The sequence below is a fragment of the Bradyrhizobium sp. WSM4872 genome (genome assembly GCF_055811715.1).
In genome coordinates, this window is record NZ_JBVVPT010000043.1 from 1 (window position 1) to 21,347 (window position 21,347).

Annotated in this window: 22 protein-coding genes; 8 read left to right on the plus strand and 14 right to left on the minus strand. The window is 64.9% G+C overall.

Going from position 1 to position 21,347, the window contains the following annotated elements:
• Window positions 1–201: 201 nt before the first annotated feature.
• Entirely contained in the window at window positions 202–1,260 is a 1,059-nt protein-coding gene (locus AC0L3C_RS33765) for a YeiH family protein (protein ID WP_473410155.1), read from the minus strand.
• A 149-nt stretch (window positions 1,261–1,409) separates the two neighbouring features.
• Complete coding sequence (locus AC0L3C_RS33770) at window positions 1,410–1,628, minus strand: hypothetical protein (protein WP_473263225.1); 219 nt, start codon at window positions 1,626–1,628, stop codon at window positions 1,410–1,412.
• 201 nt (window positions 1,629–1,829) lie between these two features.
• On the opposite strand from AC0L3C_RS33770, the gene AC0L3C_RS33775 reads away from it, so the two are divergent.
• Window positions 1,830–2,465: a DsbA family protein gene (locus AC0L3C_RS33775; protein ID WP_473277785.1), complete on the plus strand. Its 636-nt coding sequence runs from the start codon at window positions 1,830–1,832 to the stop codon at window positions 2,463–2,465.
• A gap of 9 nt (window positions 2,466–2,474) precedes the next feature.
• On the opposite strand, the gene ald is transcribed toward AC0L3C_RS33775, so the two are convergent.
• Window positions 2,475–3,590, minus strand: coding sequence for an alanine dehydrogenase (gene ald / locus AC0L3C_RS33780; RefSeq protein ID WP_473410156.1), 1,116 nt, complete (start codon window positions 3,588–3,590; stop codon window positions 2,475–2,477).
• A gap of 134 nt (window positions 3,591–3,724) precedes the next feature.
• Between ald and AC0L3C_RS33785 the strand changes: the two genes are divergently transcribed.
• From AC0L3C_RS33785 to AC0L3C_RS33800, 4 genes are all read left to right on the plus strand, one after another.
• A complete protein-coding gene (locus AC0L3C_RS33785) occupies window positions 3,725–4,204 on the plus strand; it encodes an Lrp/AsnC family transcriptional regulator (RefSeq protein WP_473263222.1) in 480 nt (159 codons plus the stop codon).
• Window positions 4,205–4,353: 149 nt separating this feature from the next.
• Complete coding sequence (locus AC0L3C_RS33790; RefSeq protein WP_473410157.1) at window positions 4,354–4,845, plus strand: (2Fe-2S)-binding protein; 492 nt, start codon at window positions 4,354–4,356, stop codon at window positions 4,843–4,845.
• Entirely contained in the window at window positions 4,842–5,858 is a 1,017-nt protein-coding gene (locus AC0L3C_RS33795; RefSeq protein ID WP_473410158.1) for an FAD binding domain-containing protein, read from the plus strand. Before AC0L3C_RS33790 ends, AC0L3C_RS33795 begins: the two co-directional genes overlap by 4 nt.
• Window positions 5,859–5,865: 7 nt before the next feature.
• A complete protein-coding gene (locus tag AC0L3C_RS33800; RefSeq protein WP_473410159.1) occupies window positions 5,866–8,070 on the plus strand; it encodes a xanthine dehydrogenase family protein molybdopterin-binding subunit in 2,205 nt (734 codons plus the stop codon).
• Window positions 8,071–8,122: 52 nt separating this feature from the next.
• On the opposite strand, the gene AC0L3C_RS33805 is transcribed toward AC0L3C_RS33800, so the two are convergent.
• A complete protein-coding gene (locus AC0L3C_RS33805; RefSeq protein WP_007608382.1) occupies window positions 8,123–8,335 on the minus strand; it encodes a hypothetical protein in 213 nt (70 codons plus the stop codon).
• Window positions 8,336–8,490: 155 nt separating this feature from the next.
• Complete coding sequence (locus AC0L3C_RS33810; protein ID WP_473410160.1) at window positions 8,491–9,540, minus strand: hydroxyacid dehydrogenase; 1,050 nt, start codon at window positions 9,538–9,540, stop codon at window positions 8,491–8,493.
• Window positions 9,541–9,806: 266 nt separating this feature from the next.
• Between AC0L3C_RS33810 and AC0L3C_RS33815 the strand changes: the two genes are divergently transcribed.
• The 3 genes from AC0L3C_RS33815 to AC0L3C_RS33825 all read left to right on the plus strand — a co-directional run bounded on the left by AC0L3C_RS33815 (window position 9,807) and on the right by AC0L3C_RS33825 (window position 11,441).
• Window positions 9,807–10,373 (plus strand): thiamine pyrophosphate-binding protein, encoded by a 567-nt coding sequence (locus tag AC0L3C_RS33815; RefSeq protein WP_473410161.1) that lies wholly within the window; start codon window positions 9,807–9,809, stop codon window positions 10,371–10,373.
• Between the two features lie 11 nt (window positions 10,374–10,384).
• Window positions 10,385–10,987, plus strand: a complete 603-nt coding sequence (locus tag AC0L3C_RS33820) for a thiamine pyrophosphate-dependent enzyme (RefSeq protein ID WP_473410162.1) — start codon at window positions 10,385–10,387, stop codon at window positions 10,985–10,987.
• A 76-nt stretch (window positions 10,988–11,063) separates the two neighbouring features.
• The gene (locus tag AC0L3C_RS33825; protein ID WP_473410163.1) at window positions 11,064–11,441 is read left to right on the plus strand and encodes a VanZ family protein; all 378 of its coding nucleotides are present in this window, start codon (window positions 11,064–11,066) and stop codon (window positions 11,439–11,441) included.
• A 43-nt stretch (window positions 11,442–11,484) separates the two neighbouring features.
• On the opposite strand, the gene AC0L3C_RS33830 is transcribed toward AC0L3C_RS33825, so the two are convergent.
• The 9 genes from AC0L3C_RS33830 to AC0L3C_RS33870 form a co-directional block, all read right to left on the minus strand.
• Entirely contained in the window at window positions 11,485–11,868 is a 384-nt protein-coding gene (locus tag AC0L3C_RS33830; protein ID WP_007593296.1) for a DUF1236 domain-containing protein, read from the minus strand.
• A 114-nt stretch (window positions 11,869–11,982) separates the two neighbouring features.
• The gene (locus AC0L3C_RS33835; protein WP_473277774.1) at window positions 11,983–12,870 is read right to left on the minus strand and encodes a 2-hydroxy-3-oxopropionate reductase; all 888 of its coding nucleotides are present in this window, start codon (window positions 12,868–12,870) and stop codon (window positions 11,983–11,985) included.
• Window positions 12,871–12,882: 12 nt separating this feature from the next.
• Entirely contained in the window at window positions 12,883–13,668 is a 786-nt protein-coding gene (gene hyi / locus AC0L3C_RS33840) for a hydroxypyruvate isomerase (protein WP_473263213.1), read from the minus strand.
• Window positions 13,669–13,680: 12 nt separating this feature from the next.
• Entirely contained in the window at window positions 13,681–15,471 is a 1,791-nt protein-coding gene (gcl, locus tag AC0L3C_RS33845; RefSeq protein ID WP_473263212.1) for a glyoxylate carboligase, read from the minus strand.
• A 153-nt stretch (window positions 15,472–15,624) separates the two neighbouring features.
• Window positions 15,625–17,427, minus strand: a complete 1,803-nt coding sequence (locus AC0L3C_RS33850; RefSeq protein WP_473410164.1) for an adenine deaminase — start codon at window positions 17,425–17,427, stop codon at window positions 15,625–15,627.
• An 84-nt stretch (window positions 17,428–17,511) separates the two neighbouring features.
• Window positions 17,512–18,312: an NYN domain-containing protein gene (locus AC0L3C_RS33855; RefSeq protein WP_473263210.1), complete on the minus strand. Its 801-nt coding sequence runs from the start codon at window positions 18,310–18,312 to the stop codon at window positions 17,512–17,514.
• A 52-nt stretch (window positions 18,313–18,364) separates the two neighbouring features.
• Complete coding sequence (locus tag AC0L3C_RS33860) at window positions 18,365–19,864, minus strand: tripartite tricarboxylate transporter permease (protein ID WP_247359822.1); 1,500 nt, start codon at window positions 19,862–19,864, stop codon at window positions 18,365–18,367.
• Window positions 19,864–20,349, minus strand: a complete 486-nt coding sequence (locus AC0L3C_RS33865) for a tripartite tricarboxylate transporter TctB family protein (protein ID WP_473263209.1) — start codon at window positions 20,347–20,349, stop codon at window positions 19,864–19,866. The genes AC0L3C_RS33860 and AC0L3C_RS33865 overlap by 1 nt, the downstream gene beginning before the upstream one ends.
• A complete protein-coding gene (locus tag AC0L3C_RS33870; RefSeq protein WP_473277770.1) occupies window positions 20,346–21,314 on the minus strand; it encodes a Bug family tripartite tricarboxylate transporter substrate binding protein in 969 nt (322 codons plus the stop codon). Before AC0L3C_RS33870 ends, AC0L3C_RS33865 begins: the two co-directional genes overlap by 4 nt.
• Between the last annotated feature and the right edge of the window lie 33 nt (window positions 21,315–21,347).

Here is a 21,347-nt window from a genome sequence, read left to right on the forward strand (position 1 = left end):
CTTGGCCGGTGGCCACCGGCCAAGGCGCTAAGTCACTTCCATCGCACAAATGCTGGCCGTGCAGATACAAGGGGTATGCGTCCGCGCGCTCCCTGCTACAGATTGACTCGCGGATAGAACCCCTCACCCGTCTCGCCGCTGCGCGGCGAGCCACCCTCCCACAAGGGGAGAGGGTGCACTGCCATCGCCGCGCGATTGCTTCTACTTGAACCAGTGCACCAGCGCGATGCTGATGCCGAGCAGCAGCAGCAGCGACAACGTCACGGCCGCCGTCACCCGCCCCCCGACATTGGCAAGCACCTTCACATCGACACCCAGGCCCAGCGCCGCCATCGACACCACCGTGAGAAAGCTGGTGATCTTCGTCACCGGACCGACCACCGTGCCTGGCACGATCTCGAGGGATCGCAGGGTCGCCAGCGCAAGGAAGCCGAGGATGAACCAGGGGACCAGGCGGAAAAAGCCGACACTGGTCTTCTTGGCCTCGTTGTGCCAGCGCGAGGCCGTCAGCGAGAGGCCGACGACCACCGGCCCGAGCATCAGCACGCGCATCAGCTTGACGAGCGTGCCGATCTGCGTCGAGACGAGCCCGGCCGGCACCGTCGCGGCCAGCACCTGCGGCACGGCATAGACGGTGAGGCCTGCGAGGATGCCGTATTGCGTGGCCGATAGCTGCAGCAGCGGGATCAGCAGCGGCAGGCCGAGCACCATCATCACGCCGAGGATCGCGGTGAAGGAGATCGAGGATGCGATCTCGTCATTGTTGGCGCCGATGATCGGCGCCACCGCGGCAATCGCCGAATTACCGCAGATCGAGTTGCCGCAGGCGATCAGGATCGAGAGCCGCGTTGAGAGACCGAGCAGGCGGCTGATGCCGAAGGAGACGCTGAGCGCGATCACGACGATGGCTGCGATCGAGGCCAACAGCGCGACGCCGGACGCCGCGATAGCAGCAAAGCTGATCGAGGCCCCCAGCAGCATGACGGCGACTTCGAGCAGTTGCTTGGCGCTGAAGGCGATGCCGGACTGCCAGCGCGGCGCGGGCTTCCAGAAGCTGCGCACGGCCATGCCGAGCAAGATCGCCATCACCAGCGCCTCGACATAGGGATGCTCGAAGACGCCCAATTCCGCCCGTTCGAGCAGGGCCGAAACACCGGCCACGGCGATACAGAGGAGGATCCCGGGAATCAGCGCGACGATGCGGCCAGTGGCCGTGGTCGGCTTGGCGTCGGCCGGGCTGGATGCTTGATTCTGCGACACAAATCTCTCCCCAAGGAGAAGGATTTATACGCAGCGCCATCCGATTGGGAAATAAGTTTTCGACATATCAGGGCAGAGGGAAGTTCTATCCTCGGCCCGGAATAATCTGGCTCTGAAGGTCAGGCGCCCTTTAGAAGATCAGGCGCGCCTTAGAAGATAAGATCCTTGGCCAGCGAGGCGACACGGCTGAAGCCGTCATAGACGCCGGGCTCGAAGAAGGCCGCGCGCGCCAGCACGATGCCGGCGACCAGCGACCAGAACAGGCCAGTGCCGACCCGCAGCAGCAGCTTTGACCCGCGCGAGCGCGGCTGGGTGTCCGTTGCGGACACCAATTGCTCGCCGAAGGGCTCAAACCTGGTGCGTTCCATAGCAGTCAATCCATCAATTTCTGATGGAAATGTCGTCGTTTCGGCCCCAAACAGCAATGGAAGCGATTGGCTTTTTTGCCTCCCGGAGGGGAAACTCCTTCCGCCGAACGGACCCGAGGCAATAGTTTTCTTCTTCCGGCCTATCTGAGCACCCGCGCCCCGGTTAGCAGGTCCCGCTGCGCGTATGAAAGGAATCTGCCTATGCCAAACCCCCGCGTGCGCATCTACACGGATTACAAGAGCCCCTACGCGTTCGTCGCCAACAAGCGCCTGTTCGAACTGCAGGAGACGCACGGCGTCGAGCTCGAATGGCTGCCCTATACGCTACGCGTCGCCGAATTCATGGGGACGGTCGAGGAGCGCACGCCGCATTTCTGGCGCAAGGTGCGCTATGCCTATATGGACGCACGGCGCTATGCCAATGCGCAGGGGCTCGTCATGAAAGGGCCCCGGCGGATCTACGACGCGTTCTATTCCAGCGTCGGCATGCTATTCGCCCAACAGCACGGCTTCTTCCGTCCGTATCACGACACGGTCTTTCGTCGGTTCTGGAGCCATGAGCTGGAGATCGACGATCTCGCCGCAATCGCCGACGTCATCACGTCGTGCGGTGGCTCAGCCGGTCAGTTCAAAGCCTACGTCCATGGCCCCGCACGCGCCGAACACGACCGCATCATCGACGAGGCCGAAGCGCTCGGCGTGTTCGGCGTGCCGACCATGGTGTTCAACGGCGAGCTGTTCTGGGGCGGCGACCGCATCGACATGCTGATCGAACGCATCGAGAAGCCTGAGACGATCGAGGCCGCGCTCGGCAGCCGCCATCGCAAGCCGGTATGAGCAGCAACGCTACGCCGCCAGACCGCTCCCCACCGGAGCAAACTCCAGCCCGAGGCTTTCGGCCACCGCTTTGTTGGTGATGCGGCCGCGATGCACATTCAGCCCGTTCCGCAGATGTGGATTTTCCAGCACCGCCGCGAAACCCTTGTTCGCGAGCATCAAGCCGAACGGCAGCGTCGCGTTGTTCAGCGCCTGGCTCGACGTCACCGGCACCGCGCCCGGCATATTAGCCACGCAATAATGCACGATGCCGTCAACCAGATAGGTCGGATCGACATGCGTGGTCGGGTGCGAGGTCTCGAAGCAGCCGCCCTGATCAATCGCGACGTCGACCAGCACGGCGCCCGGTCGCATCGACGTCAGCATCGCACGCGTGACGAGCCGGGGCGCACTCGCGCCCGGCACCAGCACCGCGCCGATCACGACGTCGGCAGCGAACACCTCCTCCTCGACCGACTCGATGGTGGAGAAGCGGGTGCGCACGCGCCCGGCAAAGAGATCATCGAGTTCGCGCAGGCGGGGGATCGAGCGGTCCATCACGGTGACCTCGGCGCCAAGGCCGGCGGCCATGCGCGCGGCTTGCGTTCCCACCACGCCGCCGCCGAGCACGACGACCCGCGCCGGCTGCACGCCGGGAACGCCGCCCAGCAGCAGCCCGCGGCCGCCAGCCGATCGCTTGAGCGCGGCGCCGGCGGCCTCGATGGCGAGGCGGCCGGCGACTTCGCTCATCGGCGCAAGCAGGGGGAGGCGACCGGCCGCGTCGGTGACGGTTTCGTAGGCGATCGCAGTACAGCCGGAGGCGAGCAAACCCCTGGCCTGTTCGGGATCCGGCGCGAGATGGAGATAAGTGAACAGGATCTGGCTGTCGCGGAGCTGGGCCCATTCGCTTTTCTGGGGCTCCTTCACCTTCACGATCATGTCGCACTTCACGAAGATGTCGCGCGCGCTGTCGGCAATGGTGGCCCCTGCCCGCCTATAGACTTCGTCGGAGGCGCCGATGCCGCCACCCGCGCCCGTCTCGACCGTCGCCTCGTGCCCCGCCGCGACATATTCGCGGACCGCACCCGGGGTGAGCCCGACGCGATATTCCTGCACTTTGATTTCCTTAGGCACACCGACGCGCATCCCGGGCCTCCCTTTGATTCACCTCATGATCGTAGCGACGTGCCCGGTTTGGTTTCGTGCAAATATCCGCTAGCTTTGGCCTCGCCGCGCCGGTTTCCGGCGCTCAAACGCCCTTTCACGCTGGAAACGAAACCTTGGCCCTCGACCGGAAAGATCTCGCCATTCTCGCGGAACTCACGACCAATGCGCGGGCCAGCCACACCGAGCTCGCCAACAAGGTTGGGCTGTCCAGCACCGCGCTCGCGCGGCGGCAGAAGGCGCTCGAGGACGACGGCTACATCCAGGCCTATCAGGCCGCGCTCGACCTCGCGCAGTTCGGCCTCACCACCACGGTGCTGGTCCGCATCGCGCTGGAAAGCCAGAGTGACGAGGCGTTGAAGGCGTTCGAGGCGGAGGTGGTGAAATGCCCGTCCGTCGTGCGCTGCTTCCTGATGTCGGGGACCGACGACTACATCCTGATCGTGCTCGCCCGCGACATCCAGGATTTCGAGCGCATCCACCGCACCGAGCTGTCGCGCCTGCCGCGCGTTGCGCGGGTGCAATCCAGCTTCGCGCTGCGCGAGGTCGTCAACCGCGCGGTGCCGAATGTGGTGTTCGGCGAAGCAAAGCGCTGATCGCCGCCTCTCGGAAAGGCGAACTGCCTGCAAGGACTCAAAAGGAACCAACCGGCCGGTGGTCCGTTGGGCGCTATCGGCCGGCGAAGGCGTGCCCCAGCGTCAACACGGCTGACGTCCGGCACGGTCGCCGTCGCAGGGAGCAGGACATGGGCGATGTCACGCATCAGATTTCCGAACGAATCCCGATCCATCTTGTCGTCAACGGCGTCAGTCACACGCTGGATCTCGTGCCATGGACAACGCTGCTCGACGCCTTGCGGGACCATCTTGCACTGAGCGGCACCAAGAAGGGCTGCGATCATGGTCAGTGCGGCGCCTGCACGGTGCTGGTGGACGGCCGGCGCATCAATTCCTGCATGACGCTCGCGGTCATGAAGGATGGTGCCGAGATCACAACCATCGAAGGCCTTGCCAAAGACGGCCCGCTGCATCCCCTCCAACGGGCTTTCATTGACCATGACGCCTTCCAGTGCGGCTATTGCACGCCGGGACAGATATGTTCGGCGGCCGGACTGCTCGCCGAAGGCCGTGCCAAAGATACCGACGAGATCCGGGAGTTGATGAGCGGAAACCTCTGCCGCTGCGGCGCCTATCCGAACATCGTCGCCGCCATCCAGCAGGCAATGGGTCAACCATGAACAATTTCCAGTACGCCCGGGCCAATGATGTCGCCGACGCGATCCGCCTGCTCGCCGCCGATCCCGGCGCCAAGCTGATTGCCGGCGGCACCAATCTGATCGACCTGATGAAAGAGAATGTCGAACGCCCCACTCGGCTGATCGACATTTCCCGCCTGCCGCTGCGCAAGGTCGAGGAGACACCCGGCAGGTCCTTGCGCATCGGCGCCCTGGTGCCGAACTCGGACCTCGCCTACCATCCATTGATCGAGCAGCGCTATCCCCTGCTCGCCAGCGCCATCTTGGCCGGCGCCTCGGCGCAATTGCGCAACATGGCCTCCGTTGGCGGCAATCTGATGCAGCGAACGCGCTGCGCTTACTTCTATGACACGGCCACGCCCTGCAACAAGCGACATCCCGGCAGCGGTTGCTCGGCGATGGACGGCCTCAACCGCAACCATGCGATCCTGGGCACGAGCGCCGCCTGCATCGCGACCAATCCATCCGACATGAGCGTGGCGCTTGCCGCGCTCGATGCGCTCGTGCACATCGCGGGTCCCTCCGGCGAACGCACCATCGCGCTGACCGATTTCCATCGGCTGCCCGGCGACAAGCCTCATGTCGATACCAATCTCGGCACCGGCGAGATCATCACGGCGATCGAGCTGCCGCCGCGCGGCTTTGCTCGAAACTACAGCTACCTGAAAATTCGCGACCGCATGTCCTATGCTTTTGCTCTGGTCTCGGTTGCCGCCGCGCTCGAATTGCAGGGCAACGCGATCAGCGGGGCACGCGTGGCGCTCGGCGGCGTGGCTCACAAGCCCTGGCGCAGCCTCGAAGCCGAAGCGGCGTTGCGCGGCCAGGCCGCGACGCCCGATCACTTCTCACACGCCGCGGATCTCTTGCTCCAGGGAGCAACGGCCCGCTCACATAACGGCTTCAAGGTCGAACTCGCACGCCGCGCCATCGTGCGGACGCTGACACAGGCGGCGAACGCCACGCCGCAATCCCAGGCCCACAAGAAGATCGCGTGAGGACCCTATGAACGCTTATGTGGGAACGCCGACGTCGCGTGTCGACGGACGGGCCAAGGTCACCGGGGCCGCCAAATACGCCGGCGAATTCCCGGCCGACAGGCTCCTCCATGGCTTCGTCGTCGAGGCCACCATTCCATGCGGGCGCATTGCCCGCCTCGACACCGATGCGGCGCTGCAGGTCGAGGGCGTGCTCGACGTGCTCACGCATGCGAACCGCCCGCCGCTCGCGGACAAGGACGAGGCCTGGAAGGACGAGGTGGCGCCCGAAGAAGGCTCGCCTTTCCGTCCGCTTTACGATGACACGATCAAGTTCAACGGCCAGCCGATCGCACTGGTCGTCGCGGAGGACTGGGAGACCGCGAAATTCGCCGCGACGCTCGTGCGGGTCGAATATGAGCAGCATGGTTTTGCGACCGACCTCGAAGGCGAGCGCAGCAACGCTGCCGAAAAGGACAAGCCGCACAAGCCGCGGGGAGACGCCGCAGCCGCCCTTGCGGGAGCTGATGTGCGCCATGAGGCGGACTACGTGATACCGACCGAGCATCACAACCCGATGGAGCTATATGCGACCACGGCGGTCTGGGACAGCAATGGCAAGCTCACGATCTATGACAAGACGCAGGGCGTCCAGAACGTCCACAAATTTCTATGCGGTGTGTTCGACAAGAAGTCGGATGACATTCGTGTAGTCTCGCCATACGTCGGCGGCGCCTTCGGTTCCGGCCTGCGGCCGCAATATCAGGTGGTGCTGGCAACGCTCGGCGCGCTCGCGCTGAAGCGGTCCGTTCGCGTCGTGCTGACGCGGCAGCAGATGTACGGGCTCGGCTACCGGCCGATGACCATCGAGCGCGTCTCGCTCGGCGCAAAATCCGACGGTACGCTCGACGCGGTCGCGCACGAGGCCATTGCCGTCACCTCGCGCTACGAGGATTTTGCCCGCAACGATACCGGCTGGGCCGAACAGCTCTACAAGACCCCGAACAGCCGCTTCTCCCACAAGCTGGTGCACCTTGACGTCTCCACGCCGTGCGACATGCGCGCACCGGGCGCGGCGTCGGGCGTCTGCGCGCTCGAATGCGCGATGGACGAGCTCGCCGTGGCACTCAAGCTCGACCCCATCGAACTGCGGCTGAAGTGCTACTCGGATCGCGACCAGAGCGAAAACCTGCCCTACACCAGCAAGCAGTTGCGCGAATGCTACGCGCGCGGCGCGGACGCTTTCGGCTGGAGCAGACGCAATCCCGCACCGCGCTCGATGCGCGACGGCAAGGATCTTGTCGGCTGGGGCATGGCGACAGGCGTGTGGGAAGCACTGCAGATGCCGGTCGCCGTCCGTATCGTGCTGACATCGAACGGACATGCCGAGGTGTCATGTGCAGCATCCGACATCGGCACCGGCACCTACACCATTGTCGCACAGGTCGCAGCCGATGCGCTCGGCCTTCCGATCGAGAACATCAGCGTCAGGCTCGCAGATTCCAGTCTGCCGCAGGCGCCTGTCGAGGGCGGCTCCTGGATGGCCGCCTCGAGCGCACATGCGGTGCTCGCAGCCGCCGAGGAAGTGCGCAAGGAGCTGTTAGCTCTGGCCGGGAAGATGCCAGGCTCGCCGCTCGCCGGCGCCGAGCTTGCCCATACGGTGCTGACCGACGGCAGCATTGCCAGCGCCAGCGACAACAGCCGCGCGGTCTCGATCGCCGACGCGATGTGCCATGGCGGCGTCGAACGTATCGAGAAGGAAAAGCTCAACCAGTTCGGCGAGGACAAGAAGCACGCGCGCAACACCCATTCGGCCGTCTTTGCCGAGGTCAAGGTGGACGAAGAGCTAGGCGTCATTCGCGTCACGCGCGTGGTCAGCGCCGTCGCGGCCGGGCGGATTCTCAACACCAAGACGGGTCGCAGCCAGATCATGGGCGGCGTGGTCTGGGGGATCGGGATGGCCCTGCACGAGGAGACGGTGATGGATCACCGCTTCGGCCGGATCATGAACGCCAACATCGCCGAGTACCACATTCCCGTGAATGCGGATGTTCACGACATCGACGTGATCTTCGTCGACGAGCCGGACAATCGTATCAACAAGCTCGGCATCAAGGGGCTGGGCGAGATCGGCATCGTCGGCGTCCCCGCCGCGATCGCGAACGCCGTCTATCATGCCACCGGCAAACGCATCCGCCGCTTCCCGATCACACTGGACAAGCTACTCGACTGAGATGGTGCAGCGGTCCGCTCGGCGCCGGCGGCACCTCGCGGCGCCCGGCCGCTCACGATGGAAAGTCAGCCGGTCTGACCTGGATGCGGTCGGCATGCAACGACCAGTGGTGCAACGCCTGGTCCTCGCAAAACCTCGCCTTCGCCCGCTCTCTGGCTTCGTCCTCGTCGGAAGCGTCGATCTCGAGCGTGCCCTGGCACACCTCGATCTGCCGGCCGTACTGGCCGAGCACGTCCTTCATGAACCTGACCACATAAGTTGACATGGGACCTCCTGCCTGCCCCGGCGGCGCTCACTCTAATCCCATTTAGACGGAATCCGGGAGGGAGATTTTGACGCGGATCAAAGTCGGGCGCGGTTCCCCCCGCCGATCATTAGGCGGCAGGAGCGCCGCCCACGGAAGGACAAAGCGACAGCCGACTACGCCGGCGTCACACCAAACGCCTGCTTGAATCGCTCCGCATAGCGTGGCCAGACCTCGGGATTGATGATGCGCGGCGGGCGCTTGCCGTCGAGCGTCTGCAGCACTTGCTCGGCGGCGATCCGGCCCATGTTCTGCCGCGCCTCGATCGTGACGCCCGCGGTATGCGGGCTCGCCAGCACGTTGTCGAGCTGGAGCAACGGATGCTCCGGCGGCGGCGGCTCCTTGGACCAGACGTCGAGACCGGCGCCCGCAATGCGCTTGTCACGCAACGCCTGGAGCAGCGCATCTTCATCGTGGATGAAGCCACGCGCCGTGGTGATAAAGTACGCATGCGGCTGCATCAGCCCAAACTCGCGCACGCTGATCATATTGCGGCTGCCCTTGTCGAGCGGACAGGAGATCGAGACGAAGTCGGCGCGGCGCAAGAGCTCGTCGAGCTCGACCTTCTCGCCGCCCCGCTCGGCCATTACCTCGGCCGTCAGGTACGGATCGTAGGCCAGCACCTTCATGCCGAACAGGCCCTTGCACAACGCGGCGATGCGGCGACCGACATTGCCGAGGCCGATGATGCCGACGGTCTTGTGCTCGATCTCGTTGCCGACGAGTTCGTTGCGGTTGACGTTGGATTCCCTGCGGAGCTTGCGATCGGACTGGATGATGCGCTTGGACAGCGTCAGCATCATCGCCAGCGCATGCTCGGCGACCGAGTGGGCGTTGCCGCCGGACTGGTTCACGACCAGCACGCCGGCATCGGTGCATGCCTCGACGTCGACAGGATCGAATCCCGCGCCGTTGCTGGAGACGAGCAGCAGGTTCGGCGCGCGCTTCAGGAAGGCAGCATCGACATGGAAGTGCGGGGCCAGTTCGTCACGGGCGGCGCCGATCTGGTAGACGTGAGCCGCTTCGATGATCGGCGCGAAATAATCCTCGGGGCTCTCGTTCTCGATGCGATCGAGCCGAACGTCGGGCCGCGCCTTCAAGATGTCGATGTAGATCGGGTTGGCCAGATATTTGACGTAGAAGACGCGCTTGCTGTTGACGGACATCAGGACCCTTCCGGCTCTCTCCAGGAGATCCGCAGGGCCAGCGCTTCGCGCGCTCCTGTCATGCGTTCCTCCGTTCTCTTGTTGTTACCGCTTATGACACGGCGGCACCGGCCGCGGCAGGCCGTCTGGCGCAGATCACGGTGCAGCCCGGACATGTTGACAATCCCGCTGCCTGCGTCAAGTTCGGCAGACCGCCGCGACGGCCAAGACGATGGCAGACAATGGCAAAAGACCAAGAAAGCATGCGCGGCCGAAGGGAGAACGCAATGCCGATTGCGGAGCAACAGACCTCGTCCGAGGCGGCGCAGACCTCCAGTGACAAGAGCTGGCACGGCATCGTCCTGCAAACCCTGAAGCGGAACGAGATCAGCCTCGTCCCTTACGTGCCCGACCGCGTGCTGACGCCGCTGATTAAGAACCTGCACGCCGATCCCTTCTTCGCCACCTTTGCCACTGCCCGCGAGGAGGAGGCCGTCGGCATCGTCTCGGGCGCCTGGATGGGCGGACGGCGGGGCGCGGTGCTGATGCAGACCTCGGGCTTTGCGACGCTCGCCAACGTGCTGGCCTCGCTCGCGGTGCCCTACCAGATTCCGCTGATCATGTTCGTGTCTGAGCGCGGCACGCTCGGCGAGTTCAACTACGGCCAGGCACTGGTCTGCCGCACCATGCGTCCGGTGCTGGATTCGCTGGCGCTGGAGCATCACACCATCACCCGGCTCGACGAGCTCGAATTCATTGCCGACCGTTCGATCAAGCAGGCCGTCACGACGCAGGCGCCGGTGGCCCTGATCCTCAACCCGCTGCTCACGGGCGGCAAGGTGTTCGACAAGTGAGGCCGGCCCAAATGAATACAGACGTGCGCAACACCAAAGTGATGAACCGCTTCGACGTCACCTCGCGCCTGATCGCGAAACTCGAGCACGAGGAAGCCGTGATCGGCGGCATCGGCAACACCAATTTCGACCTCTGGGCCGCCGGCCACCGTCCGCAGAATTTCTACATGCTCGGCAGCATGGGGCTCGCCTTCCCGATCGGGCTGGGCGTGGCGCTGGCGCAGCCGGACCGGCGCGTCTTTGCGCTCGAAGGCGACGGCTCGCTGCTGATGCAGCTTGGCGCGCTCTCGACGATTGCGGCGTTGAAGCCGAAGAACCTCGCGATGATCGTGATGGACAACGGCATCTATCAGATCACCGGCGCGCAGCCGACACCGGCCGCGAACGTGGCTGACGTCGTCGCCATCGCGACCGGCTCCGGGCTTGCCAACAGCGCCTGGGCCGCGGACGAGGAGGATTTCGAGCGTCTGGTCGAGGAAGCCATGTCGGCTGGCGAGCCGAGCCTGATCGCCGTTCGTATCGATGACAAGCCCGGCGTCGGCGCCACTCGACGCGATCCCGTACAAATCCGGGAACGCTTCATGCACGGCCTTGGCGTGCGGGAGCCACTTTAACGTTTCGTCATTAACTACACGGCGATCTGATCCTGGCGCCTCGGCAGGCTGCTGCAATCCGTGCTAAGCGGTTCGGATGTCCATTTTGGTTCGCTCCTCTGCCTGGCTGCTTGCCGCCGCCGTCGCCTTTGCAACCCTCGGCCCGCCCGGCCTGCGGCCCCATTCCGACCTCGGCCAGGACGGCGAACATGCCCTCGCCTTCGTCCTGGTGGGACTAGCCTTCGGCCTCGCCTATCCGCGCCGCCGCCTGTCGGCCGCAGCGATCGCGGTGGTGCTGATCGGCCTGCTCGAACTGATGCAATTCTGGGCACCGGGACGGCATGCGCGGCTGGAGGACTTTCTGGTCGATGCCGGCACCACCTGCATCGGCTTCGCGCTCGCGGCCGTCGCCGATTGGGTTGTAACGCGGTTTCGCGCAAGCTCGGCCCTCTCGAGCCAAGGCCCCGCGGAGTGACGCTCCGCAGGGCCCGTGTCTTCAAAGCTCACGCTCCGAGCGATCAGTCGATGATCTTGACGACGCGGCGCGTGCGCGGCTCCACGATCACGCGGCGATCGTTCACGACCGCATAGCGATATTCGGTGTAGTTCGGCACGGGCCGCAGCACCACGGTCGGCGGCAATGGCTCGCCGACCACGACGCGCTCGTGAACCACGACGGAATCATCGCGCGGAATTCCGCCGAGGATCGCATTCGGGATTTCCAGACCAGCGCCGACCGCCGCACCGACGGTACCGCCGACCATCGCGCCGACCGGACCGCCGATGTCGCCGCCCGCGCGTGCACCGTTCCTGGCGCCTTCTTCGGTCGTCGACTGAGCAAAGGCCGCACTCGACGCCAGCAGCGACGCGGCAGCCAACGAAATCGCAAGACGGGTTTTCATGTGCTTATGTCTCCAGTGATTATTGTGCGCCTTCAACCGCGGGGCCGGATCATTGTTCCGGTTCCCGCCGGATCTAGGCAGAACTACAAGTGGAGACTGTTACCCGGTAACAGTTCAGGCTGCGGCGATCTCGTGCCCCGCCATCAGTTCCAGCGCGCGCACCATCGCCGAATGATCCCAGCCCTTGCCGCCATGCGCGGTGCAGGACGAGAACAATTGCTGCGCCACTGCCGTGCTCGGCAGCGACAGGCCGAGCGCGCGGGCGCCTTCAAGCGCGAGGTTGAGATCCTTCTGGTGCAGCTCGATGCGGAAGCCGGGATCGAAATTGCGCTTCACCATGCGCTCGCCATGCACTTCGAGAATCCGCGAAGACGCAAAGCCGCCCATCAGGGCCTGCCGCACCAGCGCCGGATCCGCACCGGCTTTCGACGCGAACAGCAGCGCTTCGCTGACCGCCTCGATCGTCAACGCGACGATGATCTGGTTGGCGACCTTCGTCGTCTGGCCGTCGCCATTGGCGCCGACGCGGGTGACATTCTTTCCCATCCTGTCGAAGATCGGCTTCATGGTGTTGAAGGCGCGCTCGGGGCCACCGACCATGATGGTGAGGCTTGCCGCCTTGGCACCGACCTCCCCGCCTGACACCGGTGCGTCGAGATAATCCGCGCCGAGCGCCTCGATCTTCTTCGCAAACTCCTTGGTCGCCAGCGGCGAGATCGAGCTCATGTCGACCACGATCTTGCCCTTGGAAATGCCGCCCGCGACGCCGTCCTTGCCGAACAGCACGGCCTCCACATGCGGCGTATCCGGCACCATGATGATGACCGCATCCGCCTCCTCTGCCACGTGCTTGCTTGACTTGCAGTCAACGCCGCCGACGGCGATCAGCTCGGGTGCGACCGGCCCGACATCATGCAGGAGAACGCGATGGCCTGCGGCCAGAAGATGGCCGGCCATCGGCCGTCCCATGGTGCCAAGTCCGATAAAGCCGATGTCGATCATGTCAAAGTTTCCTCAGGTCTCGAAAGTCTGCGCGGCGTGCCAGGACAGGCCTTCCAGCGTCGTGGTGCGCGGCTTGTATTCGCAACCGATCCAGCCGCGATAGCCGATCGCGTCGAGATGGCGGAACAGGAAGGGATAGTTGATCTCGCCGGTGCCGGGCTCGTGGCGGCCGGGATTGTCGGCGAGCTGGATGTGCGCGATCTGCGGCAGATATTCCTGCATGGTACGGGCGAGATCGCCCTCCATGATCTGCATGTGATAGATGTCATACTGGACGAACAGATTGTTGGAGCGCACCTCGGAGATCAGCTGCACGGCCTGCTCGGTGCCGTTGAGAAAGAAGCCGGGAATGTCGAGCGTATTGATCGGCTCGACCAGAAGCTTGATGTTCTCGCGCGCCAGGGTCGAAGCCGCAAAGCGCAGATTCCCGACCAGCGTTTCGTTGAGCTCGCGCGGGTCGGCATCGACAGGCGCGATGCCGACGAGACAGTTGAGCTGCTCGCAATCGAGCGCCTTGGCATAGTCGATGGCGCGAAACACGCCGTCCCTGAACTCGCTGATACGATCAGGCAGGATCGCGATGCCGCGCTCGCCTGCCGCCCAATTGCCGGCCGGCAGATTATGCAGCACCTGTGTCAGCCCATGGCTGTCGAGTTGCTCGCGTAGCTGCGCCTTGTCGAATTCATAGGGAAAGAGGTACTCGACCCCGCCGAAGCCCGCTGCTTTGGCCGCTGCGAAGCGGTCCACGAACGGCATTTCGTTGAAGAGCATGGTGAGGTTGGCTGCGAATTTCGGCATGACGCTATCTCCCTATTCCGCCGGCTGCAGCACGCCGGGCCGCGCGGTCGCGACCTCGTCGAGCGGCAGATCCAGCACCTCCTCGAATTCGACGATGTTGTCGATCTCGGTGCCCATCGCGATGTTGGTGACACGTTCGAGGATAAACTCGACTACGACAGGCACGCGGTGCTTCGCGATCAATTCGCGCGCAGTCGCGAACGCGGCCTGCGAGTCCTTGGGGTCGGTGACGCGGATCGCCTTACAGCCGAGCCCCTCGGCCACGGCGACATGGTCGACGCCGTAGCCGCCGAGCTCCGGTGCGTTGATGTTCTCGAACGAGAGCTGGACGTGGTAGTCCATGTCGAAACCGCGCTGGGCCTGGCGGATCAGGCCGAGATAGGAATTGTTCACGACGACGTGGATGTAGGGCAGATTGAACTGTGCGCCGACCGCGAGCTCCTCAATCAGGAACTGGAAGTCGTAATCGCCGGACAGCGCGACGATCTCGCGATCCGGGCACGCGGCGCGCACGCCGAGCGCCGCGGGTAGCGTCCAGCCGAGCGGTCCCGCCTGCCCGGCATTGATCCAGTTGCGCGGCTTGTAGACGCCCAGGAACTGCGCGCCGGCGATCTGCGACAGGCCGATCACGGAGACGTAGCAGGTGTCACGGCCAAAGGCCTTGGTCATCTCCTCGTAGACGCGTTGCGGCTTGATCGGGACATTGTCGAAATGGCTCTTGCGCAACATTGTCTTCTTGCGGTCGCGGCAGGCGGCGGGCCACGCTTGGCGCTCGCGCAACCTGCCGGACCGGCGCCACTCTCTGGAGACGGCGACGAACAGTTCGAGCGCCGCCTTCGCGTCCGAGACGATGCCGAGATCGGGATTGAACACGCGCCCGATCTGCGTCGGCTCGATGTCGACATGCACGAAGGTGCGACCCTTAGTGTAGGTCTCGACCGAGCCCGTGTGGCGGTTTGCCCAGCGGTTGCCGATGCCGAGCACGAAATCGGATTCGAGCATGGTGGCATTGCCGTAACGATGGCTGGTCTGAAGACCGACCATGCCGGCCATCAACACGTGGTCGTCGGGAATAGCCCCCCACCCCATCAGCGTCGGCACGACCGGCACGTTAGCGATCTCGGCGAATTCCACCAGCAAATCCGAGGCGTCGGCATTGATCACGCCGCCGCCTGCCACGATCAGCGGCCGTTCAGCCGCATTGAGCATCTCCAGCGCTTTCTCGACTTGCTTGCGCGTGGCGGTAGGCTTGTAGACCGGCAGCGGCTCATAGGTCTCGTCGTCGAACTCGATCTCGGCGAGTTGCACGTCGAGCGGTATGTCGATCAGCACCGGTCCCGGCCTCCCTGAGCGCATCACATGAAACGCCTGGCTGAACACGCGCGGCACCAGCGCGGGCTCGCGCACCGTCACCGCCCATTTGGTCACGGGCTTTGCGATCGACTCGATATCGACCGCCTGGAAATCCTCCTTGTAGAGTCGCGCGCGCGGCGCCTGCCCGGTGATGCAGAGGATCGGGATGGAATCGGCGATCGCCGAATAGAGCCCGGTGATCATGTCGGTGCCCGCCGGCCCCGAGGTTCCGATGCAGACGCCGATATTGCCGGCCTTGGCCCGCGTATAGCCCTCGGCCATGTGCGAGGCGCCCTCGACATGCCGCGCCAGGATATGGCGGATCGAGCCGCGCTTCTTCAGCGCCGAGTAAAGCGGATTGATCGCGGCCCCGGGAACGCCGAAGGCAGTCGAGATGCCTTCCTTCTCCAGAATTCGCACGGCAGCATCGATGGCTCGCATCTTCGCCATATCGGACCTCGCTTGAGTTGCATTGGCTCGAGCGAGATCATCAGGCCCGCGAGGGCTGCACTCAACGAGATCGATTTTATTTTCCACGATGCGGCAGCCGCGGAAAAATCGCGGCAGCTTCAGTAAGTTAGGGCGAGACACGCGTGAAAGCGATCACTCGAACAGGGGCGCCAGCTCCATCTGCGGCACCAGCACGAGGCCCTTGTCGGTGATACGAATTTCCGGAATGACCGATAGCGGAATCAAATTGAAGCCCATGTAGGGGATGGTGCAGCCGGCTTCCGCCCATTCCTTCTTCAGCACCTTGACCTCTTCGGCCACCTCGGTGACGCGCTTGTCGGACAAGAGCCCAGCGATTGGCAGCGGCACCAGCGCCCTCACCTTGCCCTCGGCGACGAGGCAGACGGCGCCCTGTTGCTCCTTGATGGCGGCCACCGCGACCTGCATGTCGGGCTCGTTGGTGCCGGCAACGATGATGTTGTGGCTGTCGTGCCCGACGCTGGAGGCGACCGCGCCGCGCTTGAGGCCAAAGTCCTTCAACAGGCCATAGGCGACATTGCCGGCCGATTTGCCATGGCGCTCGACCACCGTGACAAAGCACAGGCCGTAGCGCGCAAACAATTCCGGCCAATCCTTGGCCGGCTCGATCGCGATCTTCTCATGGATCAGCATGATGCCGGGCAACGCGGTCTTGATGGCGTTGACGGTGCAGGGCTTCGCCGGCAGCTCCGGCGTCAGCTTCAGCTTCTCCGGCAGCTTCACAGTCGCGTAGGCCGCCTGCGGGTATTGATAGCGCTGCGACAGCGCCTGATCGAGCTTCGGCGTGATCTTGCGGTTCTCGACCACGAGCTCGCCGCCATACCAGGTGCATTGCGGCTTCAAATTGTCGTCCATCAGCACCAGATCGGCGCGGCGCCCGCCACCGAGCCCGCCGATATCGCTGTCCATGCCGAAGCGCGTCGCGCCATGCAGCGAGCCCATCGACCAGGCCTGCTCCGGGGACATCCCCGCCTTCACGGCTTCGCGCACCACCCAGTCTAGCCCAAACAGCAGGAGATCGTCGGCATCGCGATCGTCGGTGCACACGGCCGTGCGCTTGTGCGAAGCGCCGAGCTCGGTGATGGTGCGGATCGCCTGCGGCAGCGAGTGCCACGGTGTGGTCGGCGGTCCCCCGCGCAGGAAGACCCAGACCCCGGCATCGAGCAGATCGTCGGCGATGTCGCGCTCGATCGCCTCATGGGTGTCGGTCACGCCGCTCGCCGCATAGGCCGCAACGAACTCGCGGCCATAAACATGACCGGATACCGGCCGCCCGCGCTTCAGGGCGGCGGCGAGGATGGCGTGGCTTCGCTCGTTGCCCATGGTGACAGGCACAAAGTCCATCTTCTCGCCGAGCCCGACAGCCTCCGGCCAGCGGTCGAACAGGCCGGCGATCTTCTCGGGCGTGAGGTCGCCGCCCGCGGTCTCGAGTGCGGCTGAGGTGGCCGGCACCGTGCTTGGCACAGTCAAAAAGATCGACAACGGCGCCTCGCGCGCGTCCTCCAGCATCGCCTCGACGCCGGCGACGTCCATGACGTTGCCGATCTCGTGGCTGTCGCAGAAGATCGCGGTAGTGCCGTTGAGCAGCGCGGCCTCGGCATAGGCGCAGGCCGTCACCATCGAGGATTCGATGTGGATGTGCGGATCAACCAGGCCCGGCGCGACAATGCCGCCAGCCGCGTCGTAAACCGGCACGTTGCTGAAGACTTTCTTCGCAGCACCGGCCGGCTTCACCGCAGCAACGCGGCCGCCGGTGATCCAGACCTCGCGGCTCGCGTGGATACGCTCCGAATAGGTCGAGAGCACCCGCGCGCCGGTGACGACGAGATCCGGCGCGAGACGCGCCGAGGCCACATCGGCGAGACGCCGGGTCATCGAATGCAACGGTGCGACGGCGAAGCGGGTAAGTCTGGTCATCGGACCCTCGCGTGGCGTTATGGCCCTGCGATGGTTACGCCCTGCGCCAGACCGGGCAAGCGCAAATATAACGGCACGCCCTGCTTACGCTTTAGGCGGCGAAGCGCCTGCCGCCCCCGACCTCACGGGTCGGCGCGAGTTCCGTCGTCTCGGGGCCGCTGCGGCAGCGGGTTTGACCCGAATCCGCATCGACCTCCCGTTCTGCTCGTCGATCTCGAACGCATTCGTCTTGCGTACGAGGTCACTCAGTTTGCGGAAGCCGAACGTTCTCGGATCGAAGTCGGACGCGAGATTGGCGAGCTGGCGGCCGACTTCTCCAAGTGTCACCCAGCCGTCCTCGCTCTCCATCTGGGTGATGACCTTCTTGATGATGGGAGTTGCGGCATCGAGCGGCTGAAGCGAGGTCGATCGCGAGGCGGCGTCCTGGGTATTCGCCGGGGCGGCCAGCAGGTTCTCCGTGTAGACGAACCTTCGGCAGGCTTGCCGAAAACTTTCCGGCGTTTTGTGCTCGCCGAACCCAAAGACATCAACGCCCTGCTCCCGGATCCGGGCGGCGAGACGGGTAAAATCGCTGTCCGACGACACCAGGCAAAAGCCGTCGAACCGGCCGCTGTGAAGCAGGTCCATCGCGTCGATGACCAGGGTGATGTCGGACGCATTCTTTCCCGTTGTGTAGGCGAACTGCTGCTGCGGGATGATGGCGTGTTTGGACAGGATGTCGGCCCACCCCCTGGACCGCGCATTGGAGAAATCGCCGTAGATGCGGCGAACGCTGGCCTCGCCGATCTTGGCAATCTCCTCGAACAGTCCATCGGCGATCTTTGCCGAAGCGTTGTCCGCGTCGATCAGGACAGCGAGACGGGGCGAACGGAGCTCTGACGGCATGACTTTTCCCACGAGATGAACATAGCATTACAAAACACTCGCGTCGGGATGGCTAGTCCTCGTTCGCCTTGAAGCGTCCCATCCCTTTCAGCACGAAGGGTGCCAGCAGCGCGATCAACGCCAGCGCAAGCAGCGTCGCCGAGATCGGGCTCTGGAGCAGCGTCATGGGATCACCGAGACTGATCGCGAGCGCGCGCCGCAGCTGGCTCTCGGCGATCGGGCCGAGGATCAGGCCGACGACGACGGGCGCGATCGGAAAATCGAACCGCCGCATCAGAAAGCCGAGCACGCCGAAGCCGGCCAGCATCGACAGTTCGACCACGGACGGCTTTGCGGCGATGGTGCCCATGGTCGCGAACACGAGGATGCCGGCATAGAGCCACGGCTGCGGGATCGCCAGCAGCCGCACCCACAGGCCAACCAGCGGCAGATTGAGCACCAGCAGCATGCAATTGGCGATGAACAGGCTCGCGATCAGGCCCCACACGAGGTCGGGCCGCTCGGCGAACAGCAGTGGCCCCGGGTTGAGGCCGTATTGCTGAAAGCCCGCCAGCATCATCGCGGCCGTCGCCGAGGTCGGCAATCCCAGCGTCAGGAGCGGCACCAGCGTGCCCGCAGCCGAAGCGTTGTTGGCGGCCTCCGGTCCCGCGACGCCTTCGATCGCGCCCTTGCCGAATTCTTCCGGGTATTTGGTCAGCCGCTTCTCGCAGGAATAGGACAAAAAGGTCGGGATCTCCGCGCCGCCGGCGGGCAGCGCACCGATCGGGAAGCCGAACATGGTGCCGCGCAGCCACGGCTTCCACGATCGCTTCCAGTCTTCCTTGGTCATCCACAGCGAGCCGCGCACCGGCTCGAGCTTCTCCTCGGTGTGGTGGCGGCGCGATGCGACGTAGAGCGCCTCACCCACCGCGAACAGGCCGACCGCGAGCGTCGTCACCTCGACGCCGTCGAGCAGCTCGGGCACGCCGAACGCAAGCCGCGCCTGCCCCGTCAGCTTGTCGATGCCGACGAGCCCCAACGTCAGACCAATGAACAGGCTGGTCAGGCCGCGGATCGGAGAATCGCCGAAGGTCGCCGACACCGTGACGAAGGCGACGCACATCAGCGCGAAATAATCCTCCGGGCCAAAGCGCACGGCGAAATCGACCAGCCATGGCGCGAGAAAGGCAAGCCCGATGGTCGCGATGGTGCCCGCGACGAAGGAGCCGATCGCGGAGGTCGCGAGCGCCGGCCCGCCGCGGCCGGCCTTGGCCATCTTGTTGCCTTCGAGCGCCGTCGCCATCGAGGCGCTCTCGCCGGGCGTGTTGATCAGGATAGCCGTGGTCGATCCGCCATACATGCCGCCGTAATAGATGCCGGCAAACATGATCAGCGAACCGCCGGGATCGAGCTTGTACGTGACCGGCAGCAGCAGCGCGACCGTCAGCGCTGGGCCGATGCCGGGCAGAACGCCCACGGCCGTGCCGAGGAACACGCCGATCAGGGCGTAGAGGAGATTCATCGGCTGGACGGCGACCGCCATGCCGTGGGCCAGCGCCGCGAAAGTTTCCATCACAGCAGTCGCTCCAGGGGGCCGGCGGGAAGGCTCAACGTCAACAACCGGTCGAACGCGAGGTAAATGAGGGTCGACATCACGAGGGCGATGGCGGAATCGACCAGGACGGCCCGGCGCCCAAATGCCGCCGAGGTCGTGACGAACAGCGCCGACGTCGCCAGGATGAAGCCGCCGCCGAAGCCGATGATGCCGATCAGCAGCGCAAGGCCCGCGAGGATCAAGACCACAGGCACGGGATCGGCGCTCTCGCGCGCCGGCAAATGACCGCGCAGCGCGTCGATGAAATTGCCGATCGCGAGCAGCGCGAGGCCGGAGGCGATCACGACCGGCATGGCTTCCGGCCCCATCCCGTACATCGTGGTCGATTGCAGGCCGCGCGCGTCCCAGACCAGTACCGCGGCAAGTAGCGCGAGCGACGCGGCGATGACGATGCCGGCGCGATCGACGCGCCGCGGTGGCTGGGCTGGATCACCTGAGGTCATGATTTGACCAGGCCGACTGATCTCAGCACGTCGGTGACGCGCACGGTTTCCTTTTTCAGGAAGTCGGCGAAGGCGTCGCCGCCGAGATAGGCATCCTCCCAGCCCTTCTGCTTGAGGATGTCCTTCCAGGCGTCCGACTTCACCATCTTCTCGACCGCGTCGCTCAGCGTCTTGCGCTGCTCCGGCGTGATTCCGGGAGGCGCGACCACCGAACGCCAGTTGGCGATCACGAGGTCGATGCCCTGCTCCTTGAAGGTCGGAATGTCGCTCCCTGGGATGCGTTTTTCCGAGGTCACGCCGATCGCGCGCAGCTTGCCGGACTTGATCTGCCCGTCATATTCGCTGAGACCGGAAATGCCGGCAGTGACCTTCGCGCCGAGAATGGCGGCGAGCGATTCGCCGCCGCCCGAGAACGGGATGTAGTTGATCTTCTTCGCGTCGGCGCCAACGGCGCCGGCGAACAATGCCGCCATCACATGATCGACGCCGCCGGCTGAGCCGCCGGCGAAGGTCACCTTGGCGATGTCGGCCTTCACGGCTGCGGCCAGATCCTGCGCGGTCTTGATCGGCGAATTCGCCGGCACCACGATCACCTGGATTTCCTCGGTGAGGCGCGCGATCGGCGTCACCTGCTCGAGCGTGACGGGTGATTTGTTCATGGCGAGCGCGCCCACCATGACGAAGCCGTTGACCATCAGCTGGTTGCCGTCACCCTTGGCGCCGTTGACGAACTGCGCAATGCCGACGCTGCCGCCGGCGCCGGGAACGTTGGTGACCTGCACGCTGCGCGCAACGCCCGCTGCAACCAGCGCCTGCTGCATCGAGCGCGCGGTCTGGTCCCAGCCACCGCCCGGCGCCGCCGGTGCCATCAGCTTGAGCTCGAGCTGCTGGGCAAAGGCCGGCGTGGCTGCCGCAAGGGTCAGCGCGACGGCTGCGCCGACGAGGCGCGCGGAAAGTTGAAACATGGGGACGTCTCCGGGCTCATGCGAACGTTTGCC

Coding starts and splice junctions, on each gene's coding strand:
- AC0L3C_RS33770 (WP_473263225.1), bottom strand. CDS start 1,628: ATGGAACGCACCAGGTTTGAGCCCTTCGGCGAGCAATTGGTGTCCGCA.
- AC0L3C_RS33775 (WP_473277785.1), top strand. CDS start 1,830: ATGCCAAACCCCCGCGTGCGCATCTACACGGATTACAAGAGCCCCTAC.
- ald (WP_473410156.1), bottom strand. CDS start 3,590: ATGCGCGTCGGTGTGCCTAAGGAAATCAAAGTGCAGGAATATCGCGTC.
- AC0L3C_RS33790 (WP_473410157.1), top strand. CDS start 4,354: ATGGGCGATGTCACGCATCAGATTTCCGAACGAATCCCGATCCATCTT.
- AC0L3C_RS33795 (WP_473410158.1), top strand. CDS start 4,842: ATGAACAATTTCCAGTACGCCCGGGCCAATGATGTCGCCGACGCGATC.
- AC0L3C_RS33800 (WP_473410159.1), top strand. CDS start 5,866: ATGAACGCTTATGTGGGAACGCCGACGTCGCGTGTCGACGGACGGGCC.
- AC0L3C_RS33805 (WP_007608382.1), bottom strand. CDS start 8,335: ATGTCAACTTATGTGGTCAGGTTCATGAAGGACGTGCTCGGCCAGTAC.
- AC0L3C_RS33810 (WP_473410160.1), bottom strand. CDS start 9,540: ATGTCCGTCAACAGCAAGCGCGTCTTCTACGTCAAATATCTGGCCAAC.
- AC0L3C_RS33815 (WP_473410161.1), top strand. CDS start 9,807: ATGCCGATTGCGGAGCAACAGACCTCGTCCGAGGCGGCGCAGACCTCC.
- AC0L3C_RS33820 (WP_473410162.1), top strand. CDS start 10,385: ATGAATACAGACGTGCGCAACACCAAAGTGATGAACCGCTTCGACGTC.
- AC0L3C_RS33825 (WP_473410163.1), top strand. CDS start 11,064: ATGTCCATTTTGGTTCGCTCCTCTGCCTGGCTGCTTGCCGCCGCCGTC.
- AC0L3C_RS33830 (WP_007593296.1), bottom strand. CDS start 11,868: ATGAAAACCCGTCTTGCGATTTCGTTGGCTGCCGCGTCGCTGCTGGCG.
- AC0L3C_RS33835 (WP_473277774.1), bottom strand. CDS start 12,870: ATGATCGACATCGGCTTTATCGGACTTGGCACCATGGGACGGCCGATG.
- hyi (WP_473263213.1), bottom strand. CDS start 13,668: ATGCCGAAATTCGCAGCCAACCTCACCATGCTCTTCAACGAAATGCCG.
- gcl (WP_473263212.1), bottom strand. CDS start 15,471: ATGGCGAAGATGCGAGCCATCGATGCTGCCGTGCGAATTCTGGAGAAG.
- AC0L3C_RS33850 (WP_473410164.1), bottom strand. CDS start 17,427: ATGACCAGACTTACCCGCTTCGCCGTCGCACCGTTGCATTCGATGACC.
- AC0L3C_RS33855 (WP_473263210.1), bottom strand. CDS start 18,312: ATGCCGTCAGAGCTCCGTTCGCCCCGTCTCGCTGTCCTGATCGACGCG.
- AC0L3C_RS33860 (WP_247359822.1), bottom strand. CDS start 19,864: ATGGAAACTTTCGCGGCGCTGGCCCACGGCATGGCGGTCGCCGTCCAG.
- AC0L3C_RS33865 (WP_473263209.1), bottom strand. CDS start 20,349: ATGACCTCAGGTGATCCAGCCCAGCCACCGCGGCGCGTCGATCGCGCC.
- AC0L3C_RS33870 (WP_473277770.1), bottom strand. CDS start 21,314: ATGTTTCAACTTTCCGCGCGCCTCGTCGGCGCAGCCGTCGCGCTGACC.